25 protein-coding genes are annotated in these 24,977 nt (G+C 73.7%); 13 read left to right on the forward strand and 12 right to left on the reverse strand.

The genetic code is table 11. From position 1 onward, the window contains the following. The first annotated feature begins 40 nt into the window (after positions 1-40). Entirely contained in the window at positions 41-409 is a 369-nt protein-coding gene (erpA, locus tag OG994_RS01700; protein ID WP_120327162.1) for an iron-sulfur cluster insertion protein ErpA, read from the forward strand. Between the two features lie 259 nt (positions 410-668). Then, the gene (locus OG994_RS01705) at positions 669-1,646 is read left to right on the forward strand and encodes a carbohydrate kinase family protein (protein WP_120327163.1); all 978 of its coding nucleotides are present in this window, start codon (positions 669-671) and stop codon (positions 1,644-1,646) included. A 111-nt stretch (positions 1,647-1,757) separates the two neighbouring features. Here OG994_RS01705 and OG994_RS01710 read toward each other — a convergent pair whose 3' ends face one another. After that, positions 1,758-1,991 carry a sulfurtransferase TusA family protein gene (locus OG994_RS01710; protein WP_120327164.1) on the reverse strand — a complete coding sequence of 78 codons (234 nt, stop codon included), beginning with the start codon at positions 1,989-1,991 and terminating at the stop codon, positions 1,758-1,760. Then, on the reverse strand, positions 1,988-3,139 hold the full coding sequence (locus OG994_RS01715) for a cysteine desulfurase family protein (RefSeq protein ID WP_328851998.1): 1,152 nt from the start codon (positions 3,137-3,139) through the stop codon (positions 1,988-1,990). Before OG994_RS01715 ends, OG994_RS01710 begins: the two co-directional genes overlap by 4 nt. Positions 3,140-3,335: 196 nt before the next feature. Here OG994_RS01715 and ctaC point away from each other — a divergent pair, with 196 nt between their 5' ends. Further along, on the forward strand, positions 3,336-4,307 hold the full coding sequence (ctaC, locus tag OG994_RS01720; protein WP_120327166.1) for an aa3-type cytochrome oxidase subunit II: 972 nt from the start codon (positions 3,336-3,338) through the stop codon (positions 4,305-4,307). Between the two features lie 10 nt (positions 4,308-4,317). Further along, on the forward strand, positions 4,318-4,743 hold the full coding sequence (locus OG994_RS01725; RefSeq protein ID WP_120327167.1) for a cytochrome c oxidase subunit 4: 426 nt from the start codon (positions 4,318-4,320) through the stop codon (positions 4,741-4,743). Between the two features lie 302 nt (positions 4,744-5,045). Here OG994_RS01725 and OG994_RS01730 read toward each other — a convergent pair whose 3' ends face one another. The 4 genes from OG994_RS01730 to OG994_RS01745 form a co-directional block, all read right to left on the reverse strand. After that, positions 5,046-5,252: a hypothetical protein gene (locus OG994_RS01730; RefSeq protein WP_120327168.1), complete on the reverse strand. Its 207-nt coding sequence runs from the start codon at positions 5,250-5,252 to the stop codon at positions 5,046-5,048. A gap of 130 nt (positions 5,253-5,382) precedes the next feature. After that, positions 5,383-6,429 carry an anthranilate phosphoribosyltransferase gene (trpD, locus tag OG994_RS01735; protein ID WP_328851999.1) on the reverse strand — a complete coding sequence of 349 codons (1,047 nt, stop codon included), beginning with the start codon at positions 6,427-6,429 and terminating at the stop codon, positions 5,383-5,385. 85 nt (positions 6,430-6,514) lie between these two features. Further along, a complete protein-coding gene (locus tag OG994_RS01740) occupies positions 6,515-6,910 on the reverse strand; it encodes a hypothetical protein (RefSeq protein WP_120327170.1) in 396 nt (131 codons plus the stop codon). A gap of 183 nt (positions 6,911-7,093) precedes the next feature. After that, complete coding sequence (locus OG994_RS01745) at positions 7,094-8,062, reverse strand: cytochrome c oxidase assembly protein (RefSeq protein WP_328852000.1); 969 nt, start codon at positions 8,060-8,062, stop codon at positions 7,094-7,096. A 108-nt stretch (positions 8,063-8,170) separates the two neighbouring features. Here OG994_RS01745 and ctaE point away from each other — a divergent pair, with 108 nt between their 5' ends. The 5 genes from ctaE (at position 8,171) to OG994_RS01770 (ending at position 13,385) form a co-directional block, all read left to right on the forward strand. Then, complete coding sequence (ctaE, locus tag OG994_RS01750; RefSeq protein WP_120327172.1) at positions 8,171-8,770, forward strand: aa3-type cytochrome oxidase subunit III; 600 nt, start codon at positions 8,171-8,173, stop codon at positions 8,768-8,770. A gap of 72 nt (positions 8,771-8,842) precedes the next feature. Next, positions 8,843-9,679, forward strand: coding sequence for a cytochrome bc1 complex diheme cytochrome c subunit (qcrC, locus tag OG994_RS01755; protein WP_120327173.1), 837 nt, complete (start codon positions 8,843-8,845; stop codon positions 9,677-9,679). 67 nt (positions 9,680-9,746) lie between these two features. After that, complete coding sequence (qcrA, locus tag OG994_RS01760) at positions 9,747-10,835, forward strand: cytochrome bc1 complex Rieske iron-sulfur subunit (RefSeq protein ID WP_120327174.1); 1,089 nt, start codon at positions 9,747-9,749, stop codon at positions 10,833-10,835. Next, positions 10,832-12,463 (forward strand): cytochrome bc1 complex cytochrome b subunit, encoded by a 1,632-nt coding sequence (gene qcrB / locus OG994_RS01765; protein ID WP_120327175.1) that lies wholly within the window; start codon positions 10,832-10,834, stop codon positions 12,461-12,463. Before qcrA ends, qcrB begins: the two co-directional genes overlap by 4 nt. Before the next feature lie 202 nt (positions 12,464-12,665). After that, positions 12,666-13,385, forward strand: coding sequence for a DUF4142 domain-containing protein (locus OG994_RS01770; RefSeq protein ID WP_120327176.1), 720 nt, complete (start codon positions 12,666-12,668; stop codon positions 13,383-13,385). Positions 13,386-13,504: 119 nt separating this feature from the next. On the opposite strand, the gene OG994_RS01775 is transcribed toward OG994_RS01770, so the two are convergent. The 5 genes from OG994_RS01775 to OG994_RS01795 all read right to left on the reverse strand — a co-directional run bounded on the left by OG994_RS01775 (position 13,505) and on the right by OG994_RS01795 (position 18,969). After that, positions 13,505-13,792, reverse strand: a complete 288-nt coding sequence (locus tag OG994_RS01775) for an Lrp/AsnC family transcriptional regulator (RefSeq protein WP_120327177.1) — start codon at positions 13,790-13,792, stop codon at positions 13,505-13,507. Continuing rightward, the gene (locus OG994_RS01780; RefSeq protein ID WP_328852001.1) at positions 13,789-14,694 is read right to left on the reverse strand and encodes a nucleotidyltransferase family protein; all 906 of its coding nucleotides are present in this window, start codon (positions 14,692-14,694) and stop codon (positions 13,789-13,791) included. Before OG994_RS01780 ends, OG994_RS01775 begins: the two co-directional genes overlap by 4 nt. Further along, entirely contained in the window at positions 14,691-15,239 is a 549-nt protein-coding gene (locus tag OG994_RS01785) for an NUDIX hydrolase (protein WP_328852002.1), read from the reverse strand. Before OG994_RS01785 ends, OG994_RS01780 begins: the two co-directional genes overlap by 4 nt. Positions 15,240-15,291: 52 nt before the next feature. Beyond that, positions 15,292-17,082, reverse strand: coding sequence for a RelA/SpoT family protein (locus OG994_RS01790; RefSeq protein ID WP_328853639.1), 1,791 nt, complete (start codon positions 17,080-17,082; stop codon positions 15,292-15,294). A gap of 129 nt (positions 17,083-17,211) precedes the next feature. Further along, positions 17,212-18,969 (reverse strand): DEDD exonuclease domain-containing protein, encoded by a 1,758-nt coding sequence (locus OG994_RS01795; protein ID WP_328852003.1) that lies wholly within the window; start codon positions 18,967-18,969, stop codon positions 17,212-17,214. Positions 18,970-19,106: 137 nt separating this feature from the next. Between OG994_RS01795 and OG994_RS01800 the strand changes: the two genes are divergently transcribed. The 4 genes from OG994_RS01800 to OG994_RS01815 all read left to right on the forward strand — a co-directional run bounded on the left by OG994_RS01800 (position 19,107) and on the right by OG994_RS01815 (position 24,074). After that, complete coding sequence (locus OG994_RS01800) at positions 19,107-20,756, forward strand: NYN domain-containing protein (RefSeq protein ID WP_328852004.1); 1,650 nt, start codon at positions 19,107-19,109, stop codon at positions 20,754-20,756. Positions 20,757-21,044: 288 nt separating this feature from the next. Then, positions 21,045-21,266: a hypothetical protein gene (locus OG994_RS01805; protein ID WP_328852005.1), complete on the forward strand. Its 222-nt coding sequence runs from the start codon at positions 21,045-21,047 to the stop codon at positions 21,264-21,266. Between the two features lie 427 nt (positions 21,267-21,693). After that, on the forward strand, positions 21,694-22,953 hold the full coding sequence (locus tag OG994_RS01810; protein WP_328852006.1) for a M48 family metallopeptidase: 1,260 nt from the start codon (positions 21,694-21,696) through the stop codon (positions 22,951-22,953). Beyond that, a complete protein-coding gene (locus OG994_RS01815; RefSeq protein WP_328852007.1) occupies positions 22,950-24,074 on the forward strand; it encodes a glycosyltransferase family 4 protein in 1,125 nt (374 codons plus the stop codon). Before OG994_RS01810 ends, OG994_RS01815 begins: the two co-directional genes overlap by 4 nt. 221 nt (positions 24,075-24,295) lie before the next feature. Here OG994_RS01815 and OG994_RS01820 read toward each other — a convergent pair whose 3' ends face one another. Then, positions 24,296-24,967: a lysophospholipid acyltransferase family protein gene (locus OG994_RS01820; RefSeq protein ID WP_328852008.1), complete on the reverse strand. Its 672-nt coding sequence runs from the start codon at positions 24,965-24,967 to the stop codon at positions 24,296-24,298. Positions 24,968-24,977 lie beyond the last annotated feature (10 nt).

Consider the following 24,977-nt stretch of genomic DNA (forward strand, 5'->3'; position numbering starts at 1 on the left):
TCGGGACGACCACACCACGAGCGCGCAGGGAGAATTCCACGTGACCACGCCAGCGCAGACCGAGTCGACCGAGGCCAAGGCCCCTACCACCGTCGTCCTCACCGACGTCGCGGCGCAGAAGGTCAAGGCCCTGATCGAGCAGGAGGGCCGCGACGACCTGCGGCTCCGCGTCGCGGTGCAGCCGGGTGGCTGCTCCGGCCTGCGGTACCAGCTGTTCTTCGACGAGCGCTCCCTCGACGGTGACATCGTCACCGACTACGACGGTGTCGAGGTCGTCGTCGACCGCATGAGCGCCCCCTACCTGGCCGGCGCCACCATCGACTTCGCCGACCGGATCGACGCCCAGGGCTTCACCATCGACAACCCGAACGCGGGCAACTCCTGCGCCTGCGGTGACTCGTTCAGCTGAGTCGACCTCCGCGTCGTCACGACGGGGCCGCCCACGAAGGGCGGCCCCGTCGTCGTCTGCGGCCCCGGTGGCGTCCGCGTCCCGGTGTCCGGAGTCCGCGTCCCGGGGTCCGCGTCCCGCTGTCCGGCGGATGCGTCACCTGTCGGCCGAAGTAGGCGTCCCGGTGTCCGGCGGATGTCGGCCGTCGGACCGACCGGACACCTGGCGTCCACCCGCCCGGTAGTCTGACCGCGCCCTGCTCCCGACCCCGAGGGTTGACATGAAGATCGCGGTGACCGGCTCGATCGCCACCGACCACCTGATGAGCTTCCCCGGCCGCTTCGCCGACCAGCTCATCGCCGACCAGCTGCACAAGGTGTCGCTCTCGTTCCTCGTGGACGACCTGGTCCTGCGCCGCGGTGGCGTGGCCGCGAACATCGCCTTCGGCATGGGTCAGCTCGGGCTGCGACCGGTGCTGGTCGGCGCGGTCGGCGCCGACTTCGCCGACTACCGCTCCTGGCTGGAGCGGCACGGCGTCGACTGCGACTCGGTGCACGTGAGCGAGGTGGCCCACACGGCCCGCTTCGTCTGCACCACCGACCTCGACATGTGCCAGATCGCGTCGTTCTACGCGGGGGCGATGAGCGAGGCGCGCAACATCGAGCTCGCGCCGGTCGCCGAGCGGCTCGGCGGGCTCGACCTGGTCCTGGTCGGCGCGAACGACCCCGAGGCGATGCTGCGTCACTCCGCCGAGTGCCGGGAGCGTGGCTTCCCGTTCGCCGCCGACCCCTCGCAGCAGCTCGCCCGGATGCCGGGCGAGGACGTGATCGCCCTGATCGACGGCGCCGACTACCTCATGACCAACGACTACGAGAAGTCGCTGCTGCAGAGCAAGGCGGGGCTCAGCGACGAGCAGCTGCTCGAGCGGGTCAAGATCCGGGTCACCACGCTCGGCAAGCACGGCGTGGAGATCGCCGGGCGGGACTTCGAGACGATCCACGTGCCGATCGCCCGGGAGATCCGGGCGGTCGACCCGACGGGCGTCGGCGACGGTTTCCGGGCGGGCTTCTTCACGGCGCTCTCGTGGGGCCTCGGCCTGGAGCGGGCCGCCCAGGTCGGCTCCCTGCTGGCCACGCTCGTGCTGGAGACCGTGGGCACGCAGGAGTACCAGGTACGCCGTGACCTGTTCGTCAAGCGGCTCGGGGAGTCGTACGGCGACGTGGCCGCCGACGAGGTCCGCCCCCACCTGCTCCCCTGACCCGCGCCACCCGCCGCCCCTCGCTCGTCGATCTTGCACTTCCGGCCCCCGTTCCGCGGCCTTCGCCCCGATTCGCCGGGGCACAAAGTGCAAGATCGCGGGGGAGGGGGGTCAGTGGCGGCGGCGGACGTCGTACGCGGGGCCGTCCGGGCCGGTGATCTGACCCACGAACTCCTGGCCCCGCATCCGGCACCAGGCGGGGATGTCCACGGCCGCCGCCGGGTCGTCGGCGAGCACCCGCACCACCGTGCCGACCGGCAGCTCCGGCAGGCGCCGGGCCACGGCGATCACTGGGAGCGGGCAGCGCTGGCCCCGGCAGTCGAGCACCTCGTCCGGCATCGTCACAGCCCCACCACCCCCGCCTCGGCGCGCAGGTCGGCGACGATCCCGGGCAGCTCGGCGAGGAAGCGCTCCACGTCCGCCTCCGAGGTCTCACGGTGCAGCGACACGCGGACGTTCCCGTGCGACAGCACCCCCATCGCCTCCAGCACGTGCGACGGGCGGAGCGTGGAGGAGGTGCAGGAGGAACCGGAGGAGACCGCGAACCCGCGCCGGTCCAGCGCGTGCAGCAGCGCCTCCCCGTCGACGTACAGACAGGAGAAGGTCACGAGGTGCGGCAGGCGGCGCTCCGGGTCGCCCACCACCTCCACGTCCGGCACCTCGGCCGCCACCCGCGCTCGGATCCGGTCGACCAGCGGCGCCAGCCGGGCCGCCTCCGCGGCGGCGTCGGCCGCCACCGCGCGCAGGCTCGCCGCCGCGGCGACCACCGCGGGCAGGTTCAGCGCCCCGGGCGTACGCCCCGACTCGCGCTCGTCCGCCGGGTACGGCGACTCCCAGCGGGTGCCCTTGCGGACCACCAGCAGCCCCACCCCCGCCGGGCCGCCCCACTTGTGGGCGCTCGCCGTGAGCACCGACCAGCCCGCCGGGACCGGGACCCGGCCCACCGACTGGGCCGCGTCGACGTGGAGCGGCACCCCGGCGTCGGCGCACGCGGCGGCCGCCTCGGCCACCGGCTGGACGGTGCCCACCTCGTGGCTCGCGGAGATCAGCGCGGCGAACGCCACGCCCGGGGCGCGGACGGCGGCGGACCAGGCGTCGACGTCCAGCCGGCCGAGCCGGTCCACCGGCACCGACACCGCGTCACCGCCGTCGGCCACGTGCCGCTCGGCGGCGTGCAGCACCGCGGAGTGCTCGATGGCCGAGTGCACCAGGGTCCGGCCCGCGCGGCGGCGCCCGGCCAGACCGCCGAGCACGGCGGCGTGCGCGGCCATCGTGCCGCTGGGGGTGAAGGAGAGCTCGTCGGGGCGTACGCCCAGGACCTCGGCGGCCGCGGCCCGCGCCGCGTCGAGCAGCTGGCGTGCCCGGCGGGCCTGCGTGTAGAGCTTGCCCGGGTCGGCCCAGCCGTCCTCGAAGGCGGCCAGCAGCGCCTGCCGGGCGACCGGGTGCAGCGGCGTGGCCGTGGCGGCGTCCAGATAGACCGGGGTAGCGCTCACGACTGCCTACGCTATCGCGCCGGACGGGTCAAGATCCCCCGATGGGGGCCGACAGCCACCCCAACACGGTCCAGCCGGTCATGGTCGAGTAATCTGCGACCGTCGGTGACGCCTTTGCCGCCGGTGCTGTCGCTCCGCTGGCCGGAGGCCGGCAGGACAGAACAGACACCGCGGCGCGCTAGGGAGGCAGGACCAGGTGGTCGCAAGGAGTTCGGAGGTACGGCCGTCGGCCGTACGGCACAGCGCTTCTCCGGGAGCCGGCGGACGCCGGCGGCGTGGTGCTGGTCGGCTCGCCGGGCTCGGTCTCGGCGGCGTGGCGCTGCTGGTCCTGCTCACGGGCTGTGACGTCGGCAGGACGTTCGACGGCTTCGGCTGGCCGCAGGGCGGCATCTCGGCCGAGTCCCGGCGCATGTACGACCTGTGGATCGCGTCGTGCATCGCGGCGCTCGCCGTCGGCGTCTTCGTCTGGGGCCTGATCTTCTGGTGCATCGTGCGCTACCGGAAGCGCGGCAACGACCTGCCGGTGCAGACCCGCTACAACATGCCGATGGAGTTCCTCTACACCATCGCGCCGATCCTCGTCGTCTCCGTGCTCTTCTACTACACGGCGATCGTGCAGACCGACGTGAACAAGGTGACGCGGAACCCCGACGTCACCGTCGAGGTCGTCGCGTTCAAGTGGAACTGGCAGTTCAACTACCGCGACGGGCAGGGCCCGGACGCCAACACCATCGCCTCGACGCTCGGCACCAGCGAGGTCATCCCGATCCTCGTCCTGCCGACCAACCGGTCCATCCGGTTCGAGGAGACCAGCCGGGACGTCATCCACTCCTTCTGGGTGCCGGAGCTGCTGTTCAAGCGGGACGTCATGCCCGGCAAGATCCGTAACGTGTTCGAGGTCTCCAGCCTGGAGACCGAGGGCGCCTACGTCGGACGGTGCGCCGAACTCTGCGGCACCTACCACGCGTTCATGAACTTCGAGCTGCGGGTCGTCTCGCCGGAGAAGTACGACCAGTTCCTCGCGGCCAAGCAGGACGGCAAGACCACGCAGGAGGCGCTGTCCGCGATCGGTGAGGACCCGTACGCGGAGACCACCCGGCCGTTCGAGACGCGGCGTACGCAGAACAACTTCAACCCGGACGACGTGCCGGCCGGCGCGGGGAGCTGAGGAAGCGGGCATGAAGACCGAGTGGCGTATCTTCCTGGTCATCGCGACGTTCCTGTTCGGCGCGACCATCCTGTACGCGGCCTGGACCGCCGGTGAGAGCGGCCGGGTCGAGTGGGTGGGCACGGTCGCACTGGCCCTGTCGTTCCTGCTCTGCTCGATGTGCGGCGGCTTCTTCTGGTTCGTCTCCCGCCGCATCGACCTCCGCCCGGAGGACCGGCCGGACGCGGAGATCGCCGACGGCGCGGGTGAGGTCGGCTTCTTCAGCCCGGGCAGCTACTGGCCGTTCGGCCTGGCGCTCGCCGCCACGACCGCCGGCGTCGGCCTGGCGTTCTGGCAGTTCTGGCTGCTGGGCGCGGGCCTGCTGGCCTGCATCTTCGCCGCCAGCGGGCTCTTGTTCGAGTACTACACGGGCACCCGGCGCACCGCCGAGCACTGAGCCCGGCGCGACACCGCGGACCACCACCAAGGCCCGCCTCCGCGAGGAGGCGGGCCTTCGTGTGTCGGGGCTCGTCGGGAGCCCGCCGACCGGTGGTCCCGGCGCGCGCCGGCGCGGTCCGACCGCCGTCCACGCCCGACGTGGCGGTGACCGTCCACGGCGGCCGTTCGGCGGCGCTGGGGCCGGTCGGAGGGCCGTTCAGGAGGTTCGTTCGGGCTGCGGGACGGAGCCGGCGGGCGGGCCCGGTCGGAGGGCCGTTCAGCGGCGCGAGGGGTTGGCCGGCGGGCCGGTCGGAGGGCCTTTCAGGCGGCGCGACGGGCCGGCGGGCGCGGGCGGGTGGTGGCGGCGAGCCGGGGCGCGGGGAAGGCGAACGTGGCGATCAGCAGGGCCGTGCCACAGCGGGTGCAGATCAGCTCGGGGCAGTCGGCGCCGTGGCCGTCGGCACACGGTGGCGCCTCGAACGGCTGCACACCCTCGCAGACGTCGCAGTGGAGTTCGCGGGCCGACACGGGCGTCTCCTTTCGCTCCGGCCGCCGGTGGCGCACCACCGGGTGAATCACTCCGGTGTAGTTTGGCACGCCCCTCCGACACGATCCGGGGCCGCCCGCGCTCCGCGCTCGGAGCGCCCGCGCTCCGCACTCAGAGCGCGCGGGCGACCTCGACCCAGCGCTCCAGGGTGGCGGCGGCCGCGCCGGAGTCGATCGACTCGGCGGCGCGCGTCATGCCGGCGCGCAGCGCCTCGGTCAGGTCGCCGTCGAGCGGGCCCTGGGTGGCCAGCGCCGCCGCCGCGTTGACGAGGACGGCGTCGCGTACCGGGCCGGCCTCCCCGGCCAGCACGCGGCGCGCCACGTCGGCGTTGAAGGCGGCGTCCCCGCCGCGCAGGTCGCCGATCGTGGACCGGGCCACGCCGAGGGCGGCCGCGTCCAGCACGGCCTCGCGTACGGCGCCGCCCTGCGCGACCCACACCCGCGTCGGCGCGGCCGTGGTGAACTCGTCGAGCCCGTCCTCGCCGCGCATCACGAGCACCGAGTCGCCCCGGGCGGCGAACACGCCGGCCATCACGGGGGCCATCCGCGGGTCGAAGCAGCCGACCGCGCCCGCGCGGGGACGCGCCGGGTTGGTGAGCGGGCCGAGGAAGTTGAAAACGGTGGGCACACCCAGTTCGCGCCGGACCGGGCCGGTGTGCCGCATCCCGGGGTGGAAGCGCGCCGCGAAGCAGAAGGCGATCCCGGCCTCCTCGACGCAGCGGGCGACCCCCTCCGGGCCGAGATCCAGCGGTACGCCGAGGAACTCCAGCAGGTCGGCCGTGCCGCACGAGGACGAGGCGGCCCGGTTGCCGTGCTTGACCACCCGTACGCCGGCGCCGGCCACCACGATGGCGGCCATCGTGGAGATGTTGACCGTGTGGGCGAGGTCACCGCCGGTGCCGACCACGTCGAGGGCCCGGGCCCGCAGGTCGTCGGAGATCGCGACCGGAACCGCGCGACCGAGCATGGCCTCGACCAGACCGGCGAGTTCGGCCGAGGTCTCACCCTTGGCCCGCAGCCCGACGGCGAAACCGGCGATCTGCGCGGCGCTCGCCGAGCCGCTCATGATCTCGCCCATCGCCCAGGCGGTGTCGGCGGTGGAGAGCTCCTCGCCGCGCAGCAGCGCGTTGAGCAGGTGCGGCCAGGTCCGATCGCCCATCGCGGGCCTCCCGAGCGTGCGGATGCGGGTGGGGTGAACCGGCGCCGGTCGGTCCGGCGCCGTGGCGGTGCCGGAGCGGGGGACGTCAGGCGGGTGCGTGCGTCCGCAGCAGCTCGGCCACCGTCGTGCCGGTGGTCACCGGGTCGAGCGGGTGCATGAGGGTGGCGTCGACCTCGGCGTACGCCGCGAGCCATCGGTCCGCCGCGCGGGCGATCACCACGCAGGTCGGGGGAGCGTCGTCCCGCTCGTCCTTGATCTGGCGGGCGATGCCGAGGCCGCCGCCGGGGGACGCCTCACCGTCGAGCATCAGCAGGTCGATCTCGTAGTCGTCGACGAGCCGGACGACCTCGTCGTAGCTGGCGGCGTCGACGAACTCGATCCGCAGGTCGGGCGCGGGCCGGGTGCCGACGGCCAGCCGCATCCGGTCGCGGACCTGCGGGTCGTCGCTGTAGAGCAGGACGGTGCACTGACGATCACTCATGCCGACACTCCGCTTCGCTCCGTGCCGCCATGAGACCTCTTCGCGCTGCGCCCGGACAGGCGCTCGCTGCGCTCGCTCATGGCTCGACTGGCTTCCACCTCGTTGCTGCCCGCCGATCGTACCGGTCGGCGTGACACAGCCGACATCCCGCCCGGCCCGCCGGCGGCGTGCCCCTGGGGCGGCTCAGGCGGGGGACTCCGCGGCGCGCTCGCGGGCCTCCTGGCGGTCCAGCTCGCGGTCGATGCGGCGGGCCTCCCGCTCGGACTGCCGGACCCACTGCGCGACGAGCACGGCGAGCATGGTCACGCTCACGAACTCGCCGCCGGCCCAGAGGATGCCGCCGGCGAGCACCTGGTCGTCCCACGGGTCGGCCCAGCCGAGCCGCAGCGACGGGTACCAGTCGCCGCCGAAGAGCGTGCTGCTCTGCATGATCGTGAGCCCCAGCACGGTGTGGAACGGCACCGACAGGAGCATCAGCAGGGCCCGGGCCGGGTACGGCCAGCGCCCCGGCAGCGGGTCGAGGCCGAGCAGCGGCCAGAAGAACACGCAGCCGGTCATGATGAAGTGGGCGTGCACCAGTTCGTGGGCCCAGGCGTGCTCCAGCGTGTACCGGTACAGGTCGGTGAAGTAGAGCACGAACGGGTTCACCACGAAGATGGCGAACGCCACCAGCGGGAAGCTGTAGACGCGCGCGATCCGGCTGTGCACGATCGCCAGCAGCCGCTTGCGGGGCCGCTGGGGCAGGGTCCGCAGGGCCAGCGTCATGGGCGCGCCCAGGGCCAGGAAGATCGGCGCCACCATCGACAGCACCATGTGCTGGACCATGTGCACGCTCAGCAGCGCCGTGTCGTACGCGTGCAGCCCGGTGACCGTGACGAGCGCGATGCCGCCGAGGCCGGGGCCCAGGAAGAAGATCGTCCGGGTCACCGGCCACCTGTCGCCGCGTGCCCGCAGCCGGTGCACGCCGTACAGGTAGAGGCCGGCGGCGAGCACCAGGCCGAGCGCCAGCCAGCTGTCCAGCCGGGTCTCGGTCACCAGCGCGCTGATCGTGAACGGCGGCGGGAGGGTCTCCGGGCCGGCGGCCACGGCCGGCGCGGCCGCGCCGGACGGGAGGGCCGAGGTGGCGGCGAAGATCGGATCGACGTGCAGCACGCTTTTCAGGCTAGGCCAGGCGAACCGGACCACCACGATCGGGCCACCTGGACCACCGGTTTGGCACCCCGCTGATCGCCGACGCCGGTCAGGGGCAATAATGACCGCGTGACTGCGGCCCCAGCCATTGACAAGAGCCGGATCCACTCCCTGACCCGACCCAACATGGTCAGCGTCGGGACGATCGTGTGGCTCTCCAGCGAACTCATGTTCTTCGCGGCTCTGTTCGCGATGTACTTCTCCATCCGCGCGGCGGCGCCGGAGCAGTGGGCGGAGCACACCGAGGTCCTCAACATCCCCTACGCGACCACCTTCACGGTGATCCTGGTGTTGTCCTCGGTCACGTGCCAGCTCGGCGTCTTCGCGGCCGAGCGGGGTGACGTCCACGCGCTGCGGCGCTGGTTCACGATCACCTTCGTGATGGGCCTGATCTTCGTGCTCGGTCAGCTGAACGAGTACCGCACGCTGGTGCACGAGGGTGTGAAGATCAACGAAGACGGTTACGGGTCGATGTTCTACCTGACCACCGGCTTCCACGGTCTGCACGTGACCGGCGGTCTGGTCGCCTTCATCATCTTCATGATCCGCACCACGATGGGCCGGTTCACCCCGGCGCAGGCGACCTCGGCGATCGTCGTGTCGTACTACTGGCACTTCGTCGACGTCGTGTGGATCGGCCTCTACGGCATGATCTACTGGCTCCAGTGATCTTGGCGCGTCACGAATCACGCCGTTGCCCCGTCCCCTGAGTAAGGTCCAAACCGGTTAAGGACACAGGTCATGACTTCTGAGAACGACCGCCGACGCGGTCTGCTCGCGCGGCTGCGCGGGCGGCCCGCGGCGCGCAGCAGGGGCCGCCGCCGGCTGGGTGCCGCGGTCCGGCTGCTCGCCGCGCTGACGCTGGCCGGCGGCGCCTACACCGTCTTCGCCCCCGGCGCGCAGGCGCAGGACAACCAGACGCTCAGCAGCGCCGCCGCCGACGGCAAGGCGCTGTTCGACGTGAGCTGCGTTACCTGCCACGGTCGCAACGCGCAGGGCGTCGAGGGGCGCGGGCCGAGCCTCATCGGCGTGGGCGCGGCCTCGGTGGAGTTCCAGGTCAGCACCGGCCGGATGCCGCTGGCCCGCCAGGAGGCGCAGGCGCACCGCAAGCCCCCGCTCTTCACCGACGAGCAGACCCGCCAGCTGGCCCAGTACATCCAGGAGCTGGGCGGCGGCCCGGAGCTGCCGAACGGTGAGAACCTGCACGAGAACGGCAACGTCGCCGCCGGTGGCGAGCTGTTCCGGATCAACTGCTCGCAGTGCCACGCGTTCGGCGGTGGCGGCGGCGCGCTCTCCTCGGGCAAGTTCGCCCCGAGCCTGCGCCCGGCGACCGACCGGCAGATCTACGCCGCGATGCTGAGCGGGCCGCAGAACATGCCGGTGTTCGGCGACAACCAGCTCCGTCCGGAGCAGAAGGCCGACATCATCGCCTACATCCAGGAGACCCTGAAGCACGACCAGGACCCGGGTGGTTTCAACCTCGGCCGGTACGGCCCCTCCACCGAGGGTCTGGCGATCTTCCTGGTCGGCATCGTCGCGCTGGTCTTCGCGAGCCTGTGGATTGCGGGCAAGTCGTGACCGGGCGGACCATTCGATTCAGTGCTGTGGTGCCGCCGCTCGGCACCGCCCGTAACGAGGTGACGGCATGAGCACGCACACCGAGCACCAGGCCCAGCAGGGTCGGGAACCGCTCGACGTGAACACCCCCGGGCTTACCCGTTTCGACATCGTCCGTGAGGGCGCCCGGCGGGACGACATCGAGATCGTCCACTACGAGCCGCAGGTGGTCTCCGGCAGCAAGGCCGAGCGCCGCCTCGTCCGCCTGGTCGCGTGGCTCTTCCTGCTCTCCGGTCTGGCGGCGACCGCCTTCCTGGTCGTCTACATCTGGTGGCCGTGGGAGTACGCGCCGGGCCGCGGCAGCGACAAGTGGTACACCCCGCTGCTCGGCCTCACCCTCGGCCTGTCCCTGCTCGGCATCGGCTTCGGCATCCTGACCTGGGGCAAGAAGCTGCTGCCGAAGGAGGTGTCGATCCAGGACCGGCACGAGGGCGCGGTCTCCCCGGACGACCGGAGCATCACCGGGCAGACGATGCTCTACATGGCCGACGAGCTGGGCGTGAAGCGCCGCCCGCTGCTCGGCATCTCGCTGCTGGCCGGCCTCGCGCCGGTCGGCGCGGTGGCCGCGGCGCCGCTGGTCGGCGGCCTGATCTCGAACCCGCACAAGAACAACCAGATGTTCACCACCGGGTTCGCCCCGGCCGAGGGCGGCCAGAAGGTGCGCCTCGTGCGGGAGGACGGCCGCCCCGTGCGCCCGTCGGACATCAGCGCCGGCGGTCAGCTGACCGTCTTCCCGGGCATCGAGCACGGCATCAGCAACCGCCACGCGGACTCGCCGACCCTGCTGATCCACCTGCGGGACGAGGACGCGCAGAAGTCGCGCCAGGCCAACGAGCGGGTCGGCCACGGCGACTACATGTGGGGCAACTACGCGGCGTACTCCAAGATCTGCACGCACGCGGGCTGCCCGGCCAGCCTGTACGAGCAGCAGACCAACCGTCTGCTCTGCCCGTGCCACCAGTCGCAGTTCCTCATCACCGACAACGCCCGGCCCGTCTTCGGCCCCGCCAGCCGTCGGCTGCCGCAGCTGCCGATCGAGGTGGACTCCGAGGGCTTCTTCGTGGCGAAGTCCGACTTCACGGAGACCGTCGGGCCAGACTTCTGGGAGCGGCCATGAAGCGTCGTAAGTTCGACCTGGCGGCGGCGCCGGGCAAGGCGGCGGCGGGGGTGGACGACCGCTTCCAGGTGGCGACCCCGCTGCGCCGGCTGCTGAACAAGGTCTTCCCGGACCACTGGTCCTTCCTGCTCGGCGAGATCGCGCTGTTCTCGTTCATCGTGCTGCTGCTCACCGGGGTCTTCCTGACCTTCTTCTTCGAGCCGTCGATGACCGAGGTGATCTACAACGGCAGCTACGCCCCGCTGCGGGGCACGCCGATGTCCGCCGCGTACGCCTCGAGCCTCGACATCTCCTTCGAGGTCCGCGGCGGTCTGATCATGCGGCAGATGCACCACTGGGCGGCGCTGCTGTTCATGGCGGCGATCGTCGTGCACATGCTGCGGGTGTTCTTCACCGGCGCGTTCCGCAAGCCGCGTGAGACGAACTGGATCATCGGTTCGCTGCTGTTCTGGGTCGGCTTCCTGGCCGGCTTCACCGGCTACTCGCTGCCGGACGACGGCCTGTCCGGCACCGGTCTGCGGATCGCCTCGGCGATCATGCTCTCCATCCCGGTGATCGGCTCCTGGGTCACCTCGTCGATCTTCGGCGGGGAGTTCCCGGGCACGATCATCATCAGCCGGTTCTTCATCGCCCACGTGCTGCTGATCCCGGCTCTGCTGGTCGCCCTGATCAGCGTTCACCTGGGCCTGGTCTTCAAGCAGAAGCACACCCAGTGGCCCGGCCCGGGCCGGACCAACGGCAACGTGGTCGGCGAGCGGATGTTCCCGCGGTACGCCATCAAGCAGGGCGGCTTCTTCATGATCGTCTTCGGCGTGATCGCGCTGATGGGCGGTCTGTTCCAGATCAACCCGATCTGGCTCTTCGGCCCGTACGAGGCGTGGGTGGTCTCGGCCGCCAGCCAGCCGGACTGGTACGTCATGTTCCTGGACGGCTCGACCCGCCTCATGCCGGCCTGGCAGATCAACATCCCGATCGGCGACGGGTACGTCATCCCGCCGCTGTTCTGGCCGACGGTCGTGCTACCCGGCATCCTGGTCGGGCTCTCCACGCTCTACCCGTTCCTGGAGGCACGCCACCTCAAGGACTACAAGAGCCACAACCTGCTCCAGCGTCCCCGTGACGTGCCGGCGCGTACCGCGGTGGGCGCCATGGCCGTGGCGTTCTACCTGGTGCTGACGCTCTCCGGGGCGAACGACGTCATCGCGGACAAGTTCCAGATCAGCCTGAACGCGATGACCTGGGCCGGCCGGATCGGCCTGCTCATCGCGCCGCCGATCGCGTACTACGTCACCTACCGGCTCTGCCTCGGTCTGCAGCAGCACGACCGGGAGGTGCTGGCGCACGGCGTGGAGACCGGCATCATCCGGCGACTGCCGGACGGCCGGTTCGTCGAGGTGCACCAGCCGCTCAGCGCGGCGCAGGAGCACGGCGACGGCCACGGTGCGCTCGAGTACACCGGCTGGGTCGTGCCCAAGAAGATGAACCGGCTCGGGGCCCTCGGCCCGGCGGTCCGGGGCTTCTTCTACCCGATCGAGAAGCCGGTGGAGGCGCCGGTCTCGCCGGGGCACCCGCCGGTCGAGCCCCGACCGGAGCGCGAGGAGATCAGCAGCGGAGAGCCGCGCCGCTGACCCCGACCCGCCTCGACGTGGCGTCCGCCGGATCCCCCGGCGGGCGCCACGTCCGTTTCCGCCCCGCTCGGGCCGGCCGGGCCCGGGAGCCCCGGAGCCGGACGACGGGGCCGACCGGGCCGTCCCCTCGCGCGCGGGCATCGCAGGAATAACCCCGGTGAGCCGGGTATCCGTGCGGTCCAACGTCTCAAGGGGGGGAAGCATGTTGGGTATCAAACGTCTCGGCCTGCTGGCCGCGCTGGTGCTGGTCGGGGTCGCCCCGGCAGCCGCGGCGCAGGCCGCGGCCCAGCCGTCGTCGCAGGACACGCAGTACCTGCAGGCGATCCACCAGGTCAACCTGTTCGAGATCACCACGGGTGAACTGGCCCAGCAGAAGGGCCAGAACCAGCGGGTCAAGGACCTGGGCAAGATGTTCGTGACCGACCACACGCAGTTGGACCAGACGGTGCAGCAGACCGCCTCCCAGCTCAACGTGAAGCTGCCCAACGGGCCCACCGCGGACCAGCAGTCCGTGATCGACCGGCTGAACAACGCCAGTGGCGGGAACTTCGACCGGGAGTGGGTGACGGCGCAGCTGGCCGGTCACCTCCAGGCCATCCAGGCCACGCAGACCGAGATCTCGCAGGGCTCCGAGCAGTCGGTGATCCAGCTGGCGCAGACCGCGCTGCCGACCCTCCAGGCCCACTACGACGAGCTGGTCCAGATCGCCGAGCAGCTGGGCATCCCGGTGCCGCAGGCCAGCGCCAGCGGTACGCCGAGCCCCGGCGCCACCACCGAGTCGCCGGCTCCGGGCGGCACCGGGACCGAGTCGCCGGCTCCGGGCGGCACCGAGACCGAGTCGCCGGCTCCGGGTGGCACGGAGACCGAGGCGCCGGCCCCGGGCGGTGGCACCACCGAGAACCCGGCTCCGGGCGTCAGCTGACCCGGGACAGCGCGGCGGCCGGTCCATCCACGGGATGGGCCGGCCGTCGGCCGCGTCTGCCCGCGCGGTGGGCTCCGGCGCCGCCGTGGCCTGCGCTGCGGGCTCCGGCGCCGCCGTGCTCAGTCGGCGTTGGCCAGGCCGATGGCGAACGCCTCCTCCAGGTCGTGCTGGGAGTACGCGCGGAACGCGATGTGCGACTCCGTGTTCAGCACCCCGGGCACCTTGGAGATGCTGCCGGCGATCACCTGGGCGATCTGGTCGAATTCGCGTACCCGGACCATGGCGATCAGGTCGACGTGCCCGGCGACCGAGTAGACCTCGCTGACGCCGGGAAGGTTGGCCAGGGTCTCGGCCACCTCCGGGATGGAGTCGGTGGCGCAGTCGATCAGGACGATCGCGGTGATCACGGGGCACTTCTCCGTTCGTCGGCGTCGTCGCTCATGCTAGACCCGGCCACCGGCACGGTGAGGTCGTCCCCGGCCCGGATCACCTCGTACAGCCGCTCCCCGGCCCGTACGCGCGCGCCGGGCCACACGACGGAGCGGACCACGTCGCCGTGCACGACGGCGCCCGCGCCGACCACCGAGCCCCGGCAGTCGCCGGTGACCGTGGCGGTCGGGTCGACCAGGGCGTCGCCGCCGGCCGCGTGCAGGTTGGCGGCCAGGTAGTCGGCCGGGGTGCCGGTGTCGTAGAACGTGCCCCGGTAGGGGACCACCCGCAGCGCGCCGGCCGCCTCGGCCGGGCGCCACACGGCGCGCACGAGGTCGCCGAACCCCACCGGAAGGTCGCGTACGAACCGCCACGGCAGCAGGGAGAACCCGGTGAAGGCGTGCCCGCTGAACGTCCCGGGAGCCGCCGGGTCGGCGGCCGGCTGGCCGAGCAGGCGTACCTCGTGGCCGTCCCAGTCCGCGAGCAGCGCGGCGATGTCGGGGCCCGGCGGGGCGGCCGGGTCGGCCAGGTAGGCGTCCGCGTTGCCGACCAGCACGGGCCGGCCCGCGATCCAGTCCCTGAGGTTCGCCACCCCGCCGGCGGTCCCGAGCGGGTCGCCCGGCTCGACGGACAGGTGCGCGCGGTCCCCGACGTGCGCGACCACCTGCCCGGCCAGGTAGCACGCGTTCACGGCGACCCGGTCCGGCCCGGCCAGACCGAGCCCCGCGAGCCGGGCCAGGGCCCGGTCCAGCAGCGGCACGTTGCCGACCGGGCAGAGCGCCTTGGGCAGCCGCTCGGTCAGCGGCCGCAACCGGGTCCCCTCGCCGGCGGCGAGCACCACGGCGCAGAGGCCGTCCGCGCCGGCCGCGGGCACGCTCACTCCTCCGCGCCGGGCACCGGGGGCGGGAACTGGCCCGCGAGCGGGCCGATGCCGTAGTACGCGAGCAGCCGCGCGGTCGGCCAGCTGAGGCGGGGCAGGTCGTCCAGCGGGTGCCAGGCGGCCTCGAAGACCTCGGCGCCGTCGACCCGGAGTTCCGTGGTGGACGCCGGCACCTCCGTCTCGAACACCACGTCCACCCAGCCCTTGGCGTGCACCACGGCGTTCGGCACGGCCGGGCGCAGCCGCGCCGGGGCAAGGCGGATGCCGGACTCCTCGTACAGTTCGCGGGCGGCGCCCACGATCGGGGCCTCGCCGCGTTGCAGCAGCCCGGCCGGGAGCGTCCAGCTGTGGCCGGGCGGCTGCCGGAGCAGCAGCAGCCGGCCCGCGCCCTCGGCCTCGGCCTCGGCGTCGCGTACCAGGGTCACCGCGCCGACGATGTACTTCGGCACGGCGAGCCGGACCAGGCGGCGGCGCAGCGGCAGCGGCAGCCGGTAGAAGACCTGGTAGGCCACGGCGCGTCCGGTGGCGCGCGAGCGGGGGATCATGGCTCCAGGCTAGTGGCCGCGAATGCCGCTCGTGCCCGGCGGGGCCCGGCCGTCACTGGCGGTGGTCGACGAGGTCGATGAGCTGCCGGACCACCTCGTCCGGCGCGATCACCCGGTCGAACACGGCCACCAGCAGCGTTTCCAGGTCCGGGTAGCCCAGCTCCTCGGCGAGCCGCAGCAGCGGCAGGTCGCTCGCGAGCCCCCGGTTGTGCTGGCGCAGGGCGAGGCCGATGGTGGCCCGCCCCAGCCGCACCTTGTCGCTGATCGAGATGCCGGGCTCGGTGTGCTCGGCGAACCAGCGGTTGATCTGCATCTGGGCGTGCGGCGACTTCACGAAGCGGAGCCACTCCTTGCGCGGGCCGCGCGGCGCGGCCTCCGCCTCGAAGCCGTTGTCGGCGTCGTTCTCCGTGAAGATCTCCACCACGTCGCCGTCCTCCAGCTCCGACGACAGCGGGGCGAGGCGGCCGTTGATCCGGGCGGCGAGGCAGTGGTCGCCGCGTTCCGTGCCCAGCTCGTACGCGAGGTCGACCGGGGTGGCGCCGGCCGGCAGCACGACCTGCCGTCCGTCGGCGAAGACCTGGATCTGCGCCTCGGCCAGGTCGGAGCGCAGCGACTGGAGGAACTGCGCCGGGTCGGCGGCGTCCTGCTCCCAGTCGAGCACCCGGTGCAGCCAGGCCAGCTGTTCGGCGCGGGCCGCCGCGTCGCCGCCAGCCCGGGGGAAGCGGTAGTTCGCGGCGATGCCGTACTCGGCCGACCGGTGCATCTCCTCGGTGCGGATGAGCACCTCGACCGTGCGGTTCTTCGGCCCGCAGACGCTGGTGTGCAGGGACCGGTAGAGGTTGTTCTTCGGGGAGGCGATGTAGTCCTTGAACCGGCCCGGCACGGGTCGCCACAGCCCGTGGATCGCGCCCAGCGCCGCATAGCAGTCGGTGGCCGGCCCGTCCACGACCACGGCGATGCGGGGCAGGTCGTACGGGGCGCTGTGGCCGCCCGCGACGGTGTCCTTCCAGATCGAGTAGAGGTGCCGGGGGCGGGGGCTCACCGCCGCGTCCACCCGGCTGCGGCGCAGCGCCACCCGGGCCTGCGCGACGACCTCCGCGAGGTACGCGTCCCAGCCGGGGCGGTCGTGCACGTGCCGGGCGATGCGGGCGTGCTCCTCCGGGTGCAGGTGCAGCAGCACCACGTCGTCCAGCTCCCGCTTGAGCGTCTGGATGCCCAGCCGGTCGCAGAGCGGGATGAGAACCTCCTCGGTCTTGCGCGCGATGCGTTCCCGGGAGGCGGCCGACCGGACGCCGAGGGTGCGCATGTTGTGCAGCCGGTCCGCCAGCTTGATGATCAGGACGCGGACGTCCTTGCCGGCCGCGATGATCATCTTGCGGATCGTCTCGGCCTCGGCGGCCTTGCCGTAGAACGCCTTGTCGAACTTGGTGACCCCGTCGACCAGGTGGGCCACCTCCGGCCCGAAGTCGTCGGCGAGGGCCTGGAGCGTGTAGCGCGTGTCCTCCACCGTGTCGTGCAGCAGCGCCGCGACCAGGGTGGTCGTGTCCATCCCCAGGTCGGCACAGATCTGGGCGACCGCCAGCGGGTGGGTGATGTAGGGCTCGCCGCTCTTGCGGAACTGCCCCCGGTGCATGGTCTCCGCGATCGTGTACGCCCGGCGCAGGACCGCGGGGTCGGCTCCCGAATGGATGCCCCGGTGGGTGCGGACCAGATGACTCACCGGGTCCGTCTCGGCGCCCGGCCAGGCGAGCAACGACCGGAGTCGACGGGTCAGTGGCAGCTCGCCCGGCTGGGTCGGAAGCGCGCCCCCCAGGGCGGCGCCGTGTCCGGCGTCGACGTCCACGAGGGACACCTCCTCACCCCGGCCCCACGGCCGCCGGGGACCGGCAACCGGGAGCAGGCCCACGAAACGGGCAGGACTGCACTTCTCTAACAGCCTAAGGGAGTCGACGTAGTCCGATCGGTCAGTTGGTCATGAGCGTTCGGTCGATAGTTGGTGGGACGCCGCGGCTTCCGCCTTGGCCAGGAGGTCGCGGAACCGTGCCGCGCCCCGCACCGGGGACGACCAACCGGAGGACATCTCCACCAACCGCGTCTCCGGCCGTTCCAACCAGGACAGGATGCGCTCGGTCTCCTCGGCCGTGGCGCGGGGCACCGGCCCGTGCCCGGGCGGGACGGTCTCGGCGGTCGCCCGGATGGCGGCCAACGTCGGTCGCGGGTGGACGCCGGGCGGCGACACGCCCGCCCCGGCCAGCCGGCCGTGCCGGACCAGCGCCAGCTCCCACCCGCCGCGCGCGGCCGGTCGCGCCGCCGCCAGCTCGGCGATGCCCGTGAGCGCCGTGAGCCGCTGCATGCGTACGGCGGCGCGCAGCACCGCGACCAGCCGGGAGCGGACCACGGCCGCCTCCTCGTAGCGCTGGTCCCGGGCGAGCGCCTCGATCCGGGCCAGCAGCGCGTCCACCACCACCTGCGGGTCGTCGGCCGTGGCGGCGCGGAACGGGGCGGCGGCGCGCCGGTCGTACTCCTCCGGGGTGATCCGGTGCTCGCACGGCGCCGGGCAGCGGCCCAGCTCGGCCAGCGCGCACGCCGGCGTGACGGTCCGCAGCGAGAGCCGGTGGGTGCACTGGCGCAGCGGCACGGCGTCGTAGAAGCCGGCGGCGGCCAGCTCCGCCGTGCGGCGGGAGCTGAACGGCCCGAGGTACGCCTGGTCCGCGGGGGAGAGGTCGCGGACCACCGACAGCCTCGGGTAGTGCTCGTCGGTCAGCTTGAGCCAGAGCATCCGCTCCGGAAACTTCGACCGGCGGTTGTACGGGGGCGCGTGCGCGGCGATCAGCCGCAGCTCGCGGACCTCCGCCTCCAGCGAGTGCGCGCACTCCACCGCCTCGACCCGTTCGGCGGCGGCCAGCATCTCGGAGATCCGCGCGCGCTTCTCCGCGGCCGTGAAGTAGCTGCGGACCCGGGTGGCGATGTCGCCGGAGGTGCCGACGTAGAGCGGCCGGTCGTCGGCCGCCCGGAAGATGTACACCCCGGGAGCCTTCGGCAGCCCCTCGGCCAGGTGCCGCTTCCGGCGCTGCGTCGGGGTCACCGCCTTGGCGAACTCGATGGCGTCGCCGATCGTCTCGACCCGGTGCCCACCGAGCCGGCCGATCAGCGCGTGCAGCACGTCGACGGTGGCCTTCGCGTCGTCCAGCGCCCGGTGGCTCGGCTGCGTGCGCGTGCGGAAGTAGGCCGCCAGGGTGCCCAGCTTCCGGTTGGGCACCTCGTCACGGGTCAGCACCCGCCGGGCCAGGGCGGCGGTGTCCAGCACCCGGGGATTGGGCCAGCGGTAGCCGTGCCGGGCGCAGGCCGCCTTGAGGAAACCGACGTCGTAGGGCGCGTTGTGCGCCACCAGCACCGCGTCGGAGAGGAACTCGAGGAGGCTCGGCAGCACCTGCTCGATCGGCGGCGCCGGCACCACCATGGCCTCGGTGATGCCGGTCAGCACGGTGATGAACGGCGGGATGGGCTGCCCGGGGTTGACGAGGGTGGCGAGCACGCCCAGCTCCTCGCCGCCGCGCACCTTCACCGCGCCGATCTCGGTGATCCCGCCCCCGTCCGGGGCGCCCCCCGTCGTCTCCAGGTCGAGCACCACGAAGGTGGTCGCGTACAGCGGCAGGGCCGGATCGATCCCGCCGTCCGGGGAGGGGTCGAGACCGGCCAGCGTCTGCTGGACGTACTCCGCCTGTGTCATCGGCCGGCACGCTAGCGTCCCCGTCCGACACTCCGTGCACAAGCGTCCCGGCCGTCCCGGTGCTCACGCCGGGGCTAGGATGAGAGATCAGCTCACTCGCCGGGCGGTGGGCCCCGTCGCGGTGGGAGACTTGCCACATGCCCCTCACCGAGCCGTACGACGACCACCTCCCACCGGAGGACCGGTCCGCCGCTGCGTCGGGCGCCGGTGAGGTCGGCGAGGCTTCCGCGGGCGCGTCGGCGTCCGCCGGCCCGGGCGACGCGCCCGGTTCCCGCGGTGCCACCGGTCCTGGCGGTGCGGCTGGTTTCCCCGATACCGCCGGTTCCGCTGACGCGGCGGGTTTCGGCGGTGCGGCGGGCTCCGCCGACGGGGCCGTTTCCGGCGATGCCGCCGGTCAGGTTGACGCCGCGGATCCGGTCGACGTGGGCGGCGCGGGCGGCGGTTCGGCCGACAGCGACCCGGCCGACGACGGGGGAGCGCCGGAGCCGGAGCCGGTCCTGCCCGAGCCCGTGCGCCAGCGGATCGTGACACTCACCGCCGCGGTGCTGCCCACCCTCCCCTCCGACGAGGTGCCGGTGCCGCTGCGCCGGGTGGCGAAGTTCGCGCCCAACCGGCGGGCCCGCCTCGGTGCCCCGGCCATCGCCGCCCAGCTCACCTCCGATCCACTCTTCCGGCAGCGCGTCAGCGCCCGGGTGCTGGCCGACGCCGGCGACCTCGGGGCCGCCGTCGTGGAGGGCACCGCCCCGGCCGCCGCCGACCCGGTCGAGGTGGGCGCGCTCGCGTACCTCGCCCGCCCCCGCGGCTGGCGCGACCTCATCGAGGCGAGCGGCGCCGCGGTCCGCGCCGAGGCGGACAGCGCCGTCGTCGCCGAGCTGGTCCGCGAGGCCGAGCAGCGGGCCACCCGCGCCGAGCACGACCGGGCGGTCGCCCGGGTCGAGGCGGAGAAGCTCCGCGACGAGTTGGCCCGGGTCCGCGAGGAACTCGGCCAGCTCCGCGAGGAGTCCCGGCAACTGGCCCGTTCGCTGCGCGAGACGCAGGCCCGGGAGCGGCGCGCCAACGAACTGCTGGCCACCGAACGGGGCCGCGCGGCCCGGGCGGCCGCCGACGCGGAGGCGGAGCTGCGCCGGGCCCGCGCACGGCTGGCCGAGGCCGAGGCGGCCGCGGGTGCGGCCCGGGCCAGCGCCAAGGAGGCGCGTACGGTCGACGAGGCCCGGCTCTGGCTGCTGCTGGAGACGATCAGCCAGGCCGCCGTCGGGCTCCGCCGCGAGCTGGCGCTCGACCCCGTCGAGTTGCTGCCGGCCGACGTCGTGGCCGCCACGTCCGCCGACCAGCCGGGCGTCACGGCGGGCGTCGCCACCCGCGCCCGCGACACCGACGATCCCGCCCGCCTGGACCAGCTGCTCGCACTGCCTCGGGCGCACCTCGTGGTGGACGGCTACAACGTCACCAAGCGCGGCTTCGGCGAGATGTCCCTGGAGCAACAGCGCAAACGCCTCATCTCCGGCCTGGGCGGGATCGCCGCGCAGACCGGCGACGAGGTGACGGTGGTCTTCGACGGCGCGGAACGGATACCCGGCCTGCCGCCCGCCCCGCGCGGCGTACGGGTGCTCTTCTCGCGCAAGGGGGAGACCGCCGACGAGCTGATCCGCCGTCTCGTCCGCGCCGAACCGCCGGGCCGCCCGGTCGTGGTGATCTCCTCCGACCGCGAGGTCGCCGACGGGGTACGCCGCCACGGCGCGTACCCGCTCGGGGCCGATTCGCTGCTGCGGCGCCTGGCCCGCTCCTGACCCGCTCCCAACCGTCGTGAGGCGGGCCGGGGCAGCTCCCGACCGCTCGCGTGCCGGGGCAGCTTCCGCCCCGCTCGTGGGCCGGGTTCGTGTCCGTCCCACTCGTGGGGTGGCTCCCGCCGCGCCGCCCCGACGAAGCGTGGGTCGCCCCGGGGTGGCTTGATCGGGTTCGGGGCGAGTGGATGCCGGTTGTCCGGTTCTGTCGTACCCCCGCCGTAGGGTCGGCGTGACCGACGGTGGTCGGGCGGCGGATCGTCGTCCGGCCGCCGCAGCCCGTCAGGAGGCTTCATGCTCATCGACTGCGACCGGTGCGACATCCGGGGCGACGGCTGTTCCGGCTGCCTGGTGACCGCCCTGTTCGACGACCGGTCCCCGGCCGCCGACCTCGGCGCCGCCGAGCACCGGGCGATCGAGGTGTTCGCCCGGGCCGGCTTCGAGGTGGAGGTGCTGTCCGCACCGCGTCCCCGTGCCGCGCGGCCCCGCCCGATGCGCCGCCGCCGGATCGCCTGACCGGTCCGCCCGGGCGCGGTGTGCCGGCCGGGCCGCGATGTGCCGGCCTGGTTGAGGCGGGGCGTGCCGGCCGGCTTGCCGAGGCGGGCGTGCCGGCCCCGTCGCGGCGAGGTGCGGCGTGCCGGCCTGTCGGGGCCGAGGTGCGGCGTGCCGGCCTGTCGGGGCGAGGTGCGGCGTGCCGGCCTGTCGGGGCGAGGTGCGGCGTGCCGGCCCGGTCGGGGAGGGGGCGGCTGGTGGCCGGCCGGGGCGGGGCGTGGCGTGCCGGCTTGCCCGGGAGGGCGCAGCGGTCGGTCGGATCGACCGTCGGGTGGTCCGGACCGCGCTGTGTCGGGCCGCGAGCCCTAGGATGGGCGGTCACAGCGGGAGGAGCGCGGATGACGCGGGTATCGCGGGGCGGGGGCAGGCACCCGCGGGAAGGGGTGCCGGGATGAGCCCCCGTGCCTGGGCGGTGGTGACCCTGGCCGGGCTCGCCCTCGCCCTGGTGGTCACCGTGGCGCTGCTGATCCCCTGGCACCGGCCGCCTGCCCCGCGGGCCGACCAGCTCGCCGCCCTGCGCGACCTTCCCACCGACCAGGTGGCCCGCGGGCGCGAGTTCCGGGGCGCGCTCCGTCCCGGCACGTACGCGAGCCTGGCCGTCGGCCTGCTGGTCGCTCTCGCGCTCGGGCTCACCCCGCTGGGCAGCCGCCTCGTCGAACTCGTCGGGCGCCCCTTCGGCGGGCACTGGATCGCGCAGGCCGTGCTCGGCGGGCTCGCCGTGGTGCTCGTCGCCGACCTGGTCACCCTCCCGTTCGCCGCCTGGCGCCAGGCCGTCCTCACCCGCTACGGGCTGAGCACCAACGGCTGGGGCGGCTGGGCGGTCGACCTGCTCAAGTCGTACGCGGTGAGCGCCGTGATCGGCGCCGTGGCGCTGCTGGGCTTCTACACGGTGATCCGCCTCGCGCCGCGCTGGTGGTGGGCGTTCGGCGCGGCCGGGGCCGCCGGCCTCGTGGTGCTGCTCTCGTTCGTGCTGCCGGTGCTCGTGGAGCCGGTGTTCAACCGGTTCACGCCGATGGAGCAGGGGCCGCTGCGCACCGAACTGATGGCGATGGCCGCCCGTGACGGCGTACCGGTGCGGGACGTGCTGGTCGCCGACGCCTCGCGGCGCACCCGGGCGGTCAACGCGTACGTCTCGGGCATCGGACCGACCCGGCGCGTGGTGGTCTACGACACCCTGCTGCGCGAGGCCCCGCCCGAGGAGGTGACCGCCGTGGTGGCGCACGAGCTGGGGCACGCCCGCGACCGGGACGTCACGGTCGGCACGCTGACCGGCGCGCTCGGCGCCGCGGCGGCCGTGGTGGTGCTCTACCTGATCGGCTCGTGGGGGCCGCTGCTGCGGCTCGCCGGCGTCGACTCGGTCGCCCAACCGCGCGCGTTCCCGCTGCTGGTCGCCCTGGTGACGGTCGTCGGGCTGGTGGCCGCGCCGGTCCAGGCGCTCATCTCCCGCCGCGTCGAGGCGCGGGCCGACGCGCACGCGCTGGCGCTCACCCACGACCCGGCCGCGTTCGAGTCGATGCAGCGCCGGCTGTCCTCGGTGAACCTCTCCGACCCGGACCCGCCGCGCTGGGAGTACCTGTACTCCGCCACCCACCCGTCCACGGTCGAGCGGATGGCCGCCGCCCGCGCCTACGCCAGGGAGGCCGGCAGATGAGCCGGACGCTGCTGATCACCAACGACTTCCCGCCCCGTCCCGGCGGCATCCAGTCCTTCGTGCACAACCTCGCCGTGCGCCAGCCCAGCGGGTCCGTGGTCGTGTACGCGTCGAGCTGGCGGGGAGCTGACAAGTTCGACGCCGACCAGCCGTTCGAGGTGATCCGGGAACGCACCCGGGTGCTGCTGCCCACCCCGCTGGTGGCCCGGCGGGCCGCCCGGCTCGCCCGCGCGTACGACTGCGACACCGTGTGGTTCGGCGCGGCGGCGCCGCTCGGGCTCCTCGCCGCCGGGCTGCGGCGCCGGGCGGGCATCCGCCGGGTCGTCGCCCAGACGCACGGGCACGAGGTCGGCTGGGCCGCGCTTCCGGGTGCCCGTGCCGCGCTGCGCCGGATCGGGCGCGGGGTGGACGTGACGACGTACCTCGGCGAGTACACCCGCACCCGGCTCGCCCGCGTGCTGCACGGGCTCACCGAGCTGCACCGGCTCGCGCCCGGCGTGGACGTGGACGCCTACCACCCCGACGTCGACGGGGAAGCGGTGCGTACCCGGCTGGGGCTCTCCGACCGGCCGGTGGTCGTGTGCGTGTCCCGGCTGGTGCCCCGCAAGGGTCAGGACATGCTCATCCGCGCCATGCCGGAGATCCGCCGCCGCGTGCCCGACGCGGCCCTGCTCATCGTGGGCGGCGGGCCGTACCGGGCCGCGCTGGAGAAGCTGGCCCGGCAGACGGGCGTGGACCGCGACGTCGTGTTCACCGGGTCGGTGCCCGCGGCCGAGCTGCCGGCGCACTACGCGGCCGGCGACGTGTACGCCATGCCGTGCCGCACCCGCAACCGCGGCCTCGACGTGGAAGGGCTCGGCATCGTGTACCTGGAGGCGTCCGCGACCGGCCTGCCGGTGGTCGCCGGGGACTCCGGCGGCGCTCCGGACGCCGTCCGCGAGGGGGAGACGGGGTACGTGGTGAGCGGCCGCGACGTCGCCCAGCTCGCCGACCGGGTGTCCCGCCTGCTCGCCGACCGGGACCTGGCCCGCCAGTTCGGCGCCGCCGGTCGCGCCTGGGTGGAGCGCGAGTGGCGCTGGGAGGCCCAGGCCCGACGGATGGCGGACCTGCTCGCCGGCTGAGGCCGCCGGCCGGGGCGCGAGCCCGCCGGGCGCGTGCCCGCTGGGCGCGAGCCCGTCGCAGCCCGTCGCAGGCGCGCCGTCGCGACGGGGAGATCACGCTCGATCCTGGTTGTAGTGGCCTCCTGGAGACGCCGAGGCCACTACATCCAGGAACGAGCACGATCACCCCGACCCGGCGACCGCCGACCCGCACGGGGACGCGGGGCGTATGCGTGCGCGGGTCAGGCGGCCAGGGTCTCGCGTCTCGGTGCGTACCGGGGGACGTACTCCTGGCCGGTCAGCCGCTGGATCGCCGCCATCACCTCGTCGGTGAGGAGGCGGATGTCGCGCGGGCCGTGGATGCGGCCGGCCACCGGGATCGGTGGGCCGAACCGGAGCGTGACCGGGTGCCGGCGGGGCAGGCGGGCGTCGACGGGGAGCACCTCGGCGGTGCCGAGCACACCGACCGGGACGATCGGCACGCCGGCGTCCCGGGCCAGCCGGACCACGCCGGTCCGGCCGCGGTGCAGCCGCCCGTCCGGCGAGCGGGTGCCCTCCGGGTAGACGGCGACCAGGCCGCCGGCACGCAGGACGGGCACGGCCGCGTCGAACGCCGTGAGGGCGGCCCGGCCACCGCCGCGCTCGACGCGGATGGCGCCCATGCCGCTGACGATCCGGCGGCTGACCCAGCCGCGTACGCCGCGGCCGGAGAAGTACTCCGCCTTGGCCCAGAAGGCGATGTGCCGGGGCGTGACGGCGGCCAGGAACAGCTCGTCGGCGACCGACAGGTGGTTGCCGGCGAGGATGGCGCCGCCGTGGCGGTGCAGGTGTTCCAGCCCTTCCACGCGGGGACGCCAGCCGAGCCGCAGGGCGTTGCCGGCGGTCAGTTTGGCGAGGTCGTACAGCAGCGGCACCGTTCCTCCA

This window comes from Micromonospora globbae, assembly GCF_036184225.1.
Taxonomy (GTDB): domain Bacteria; phylum Actinomycetota; class Actinomycetes; order Mycobacteriales; family Micromonosporaceae; genus Micromonospora; species Micromonospora globbae.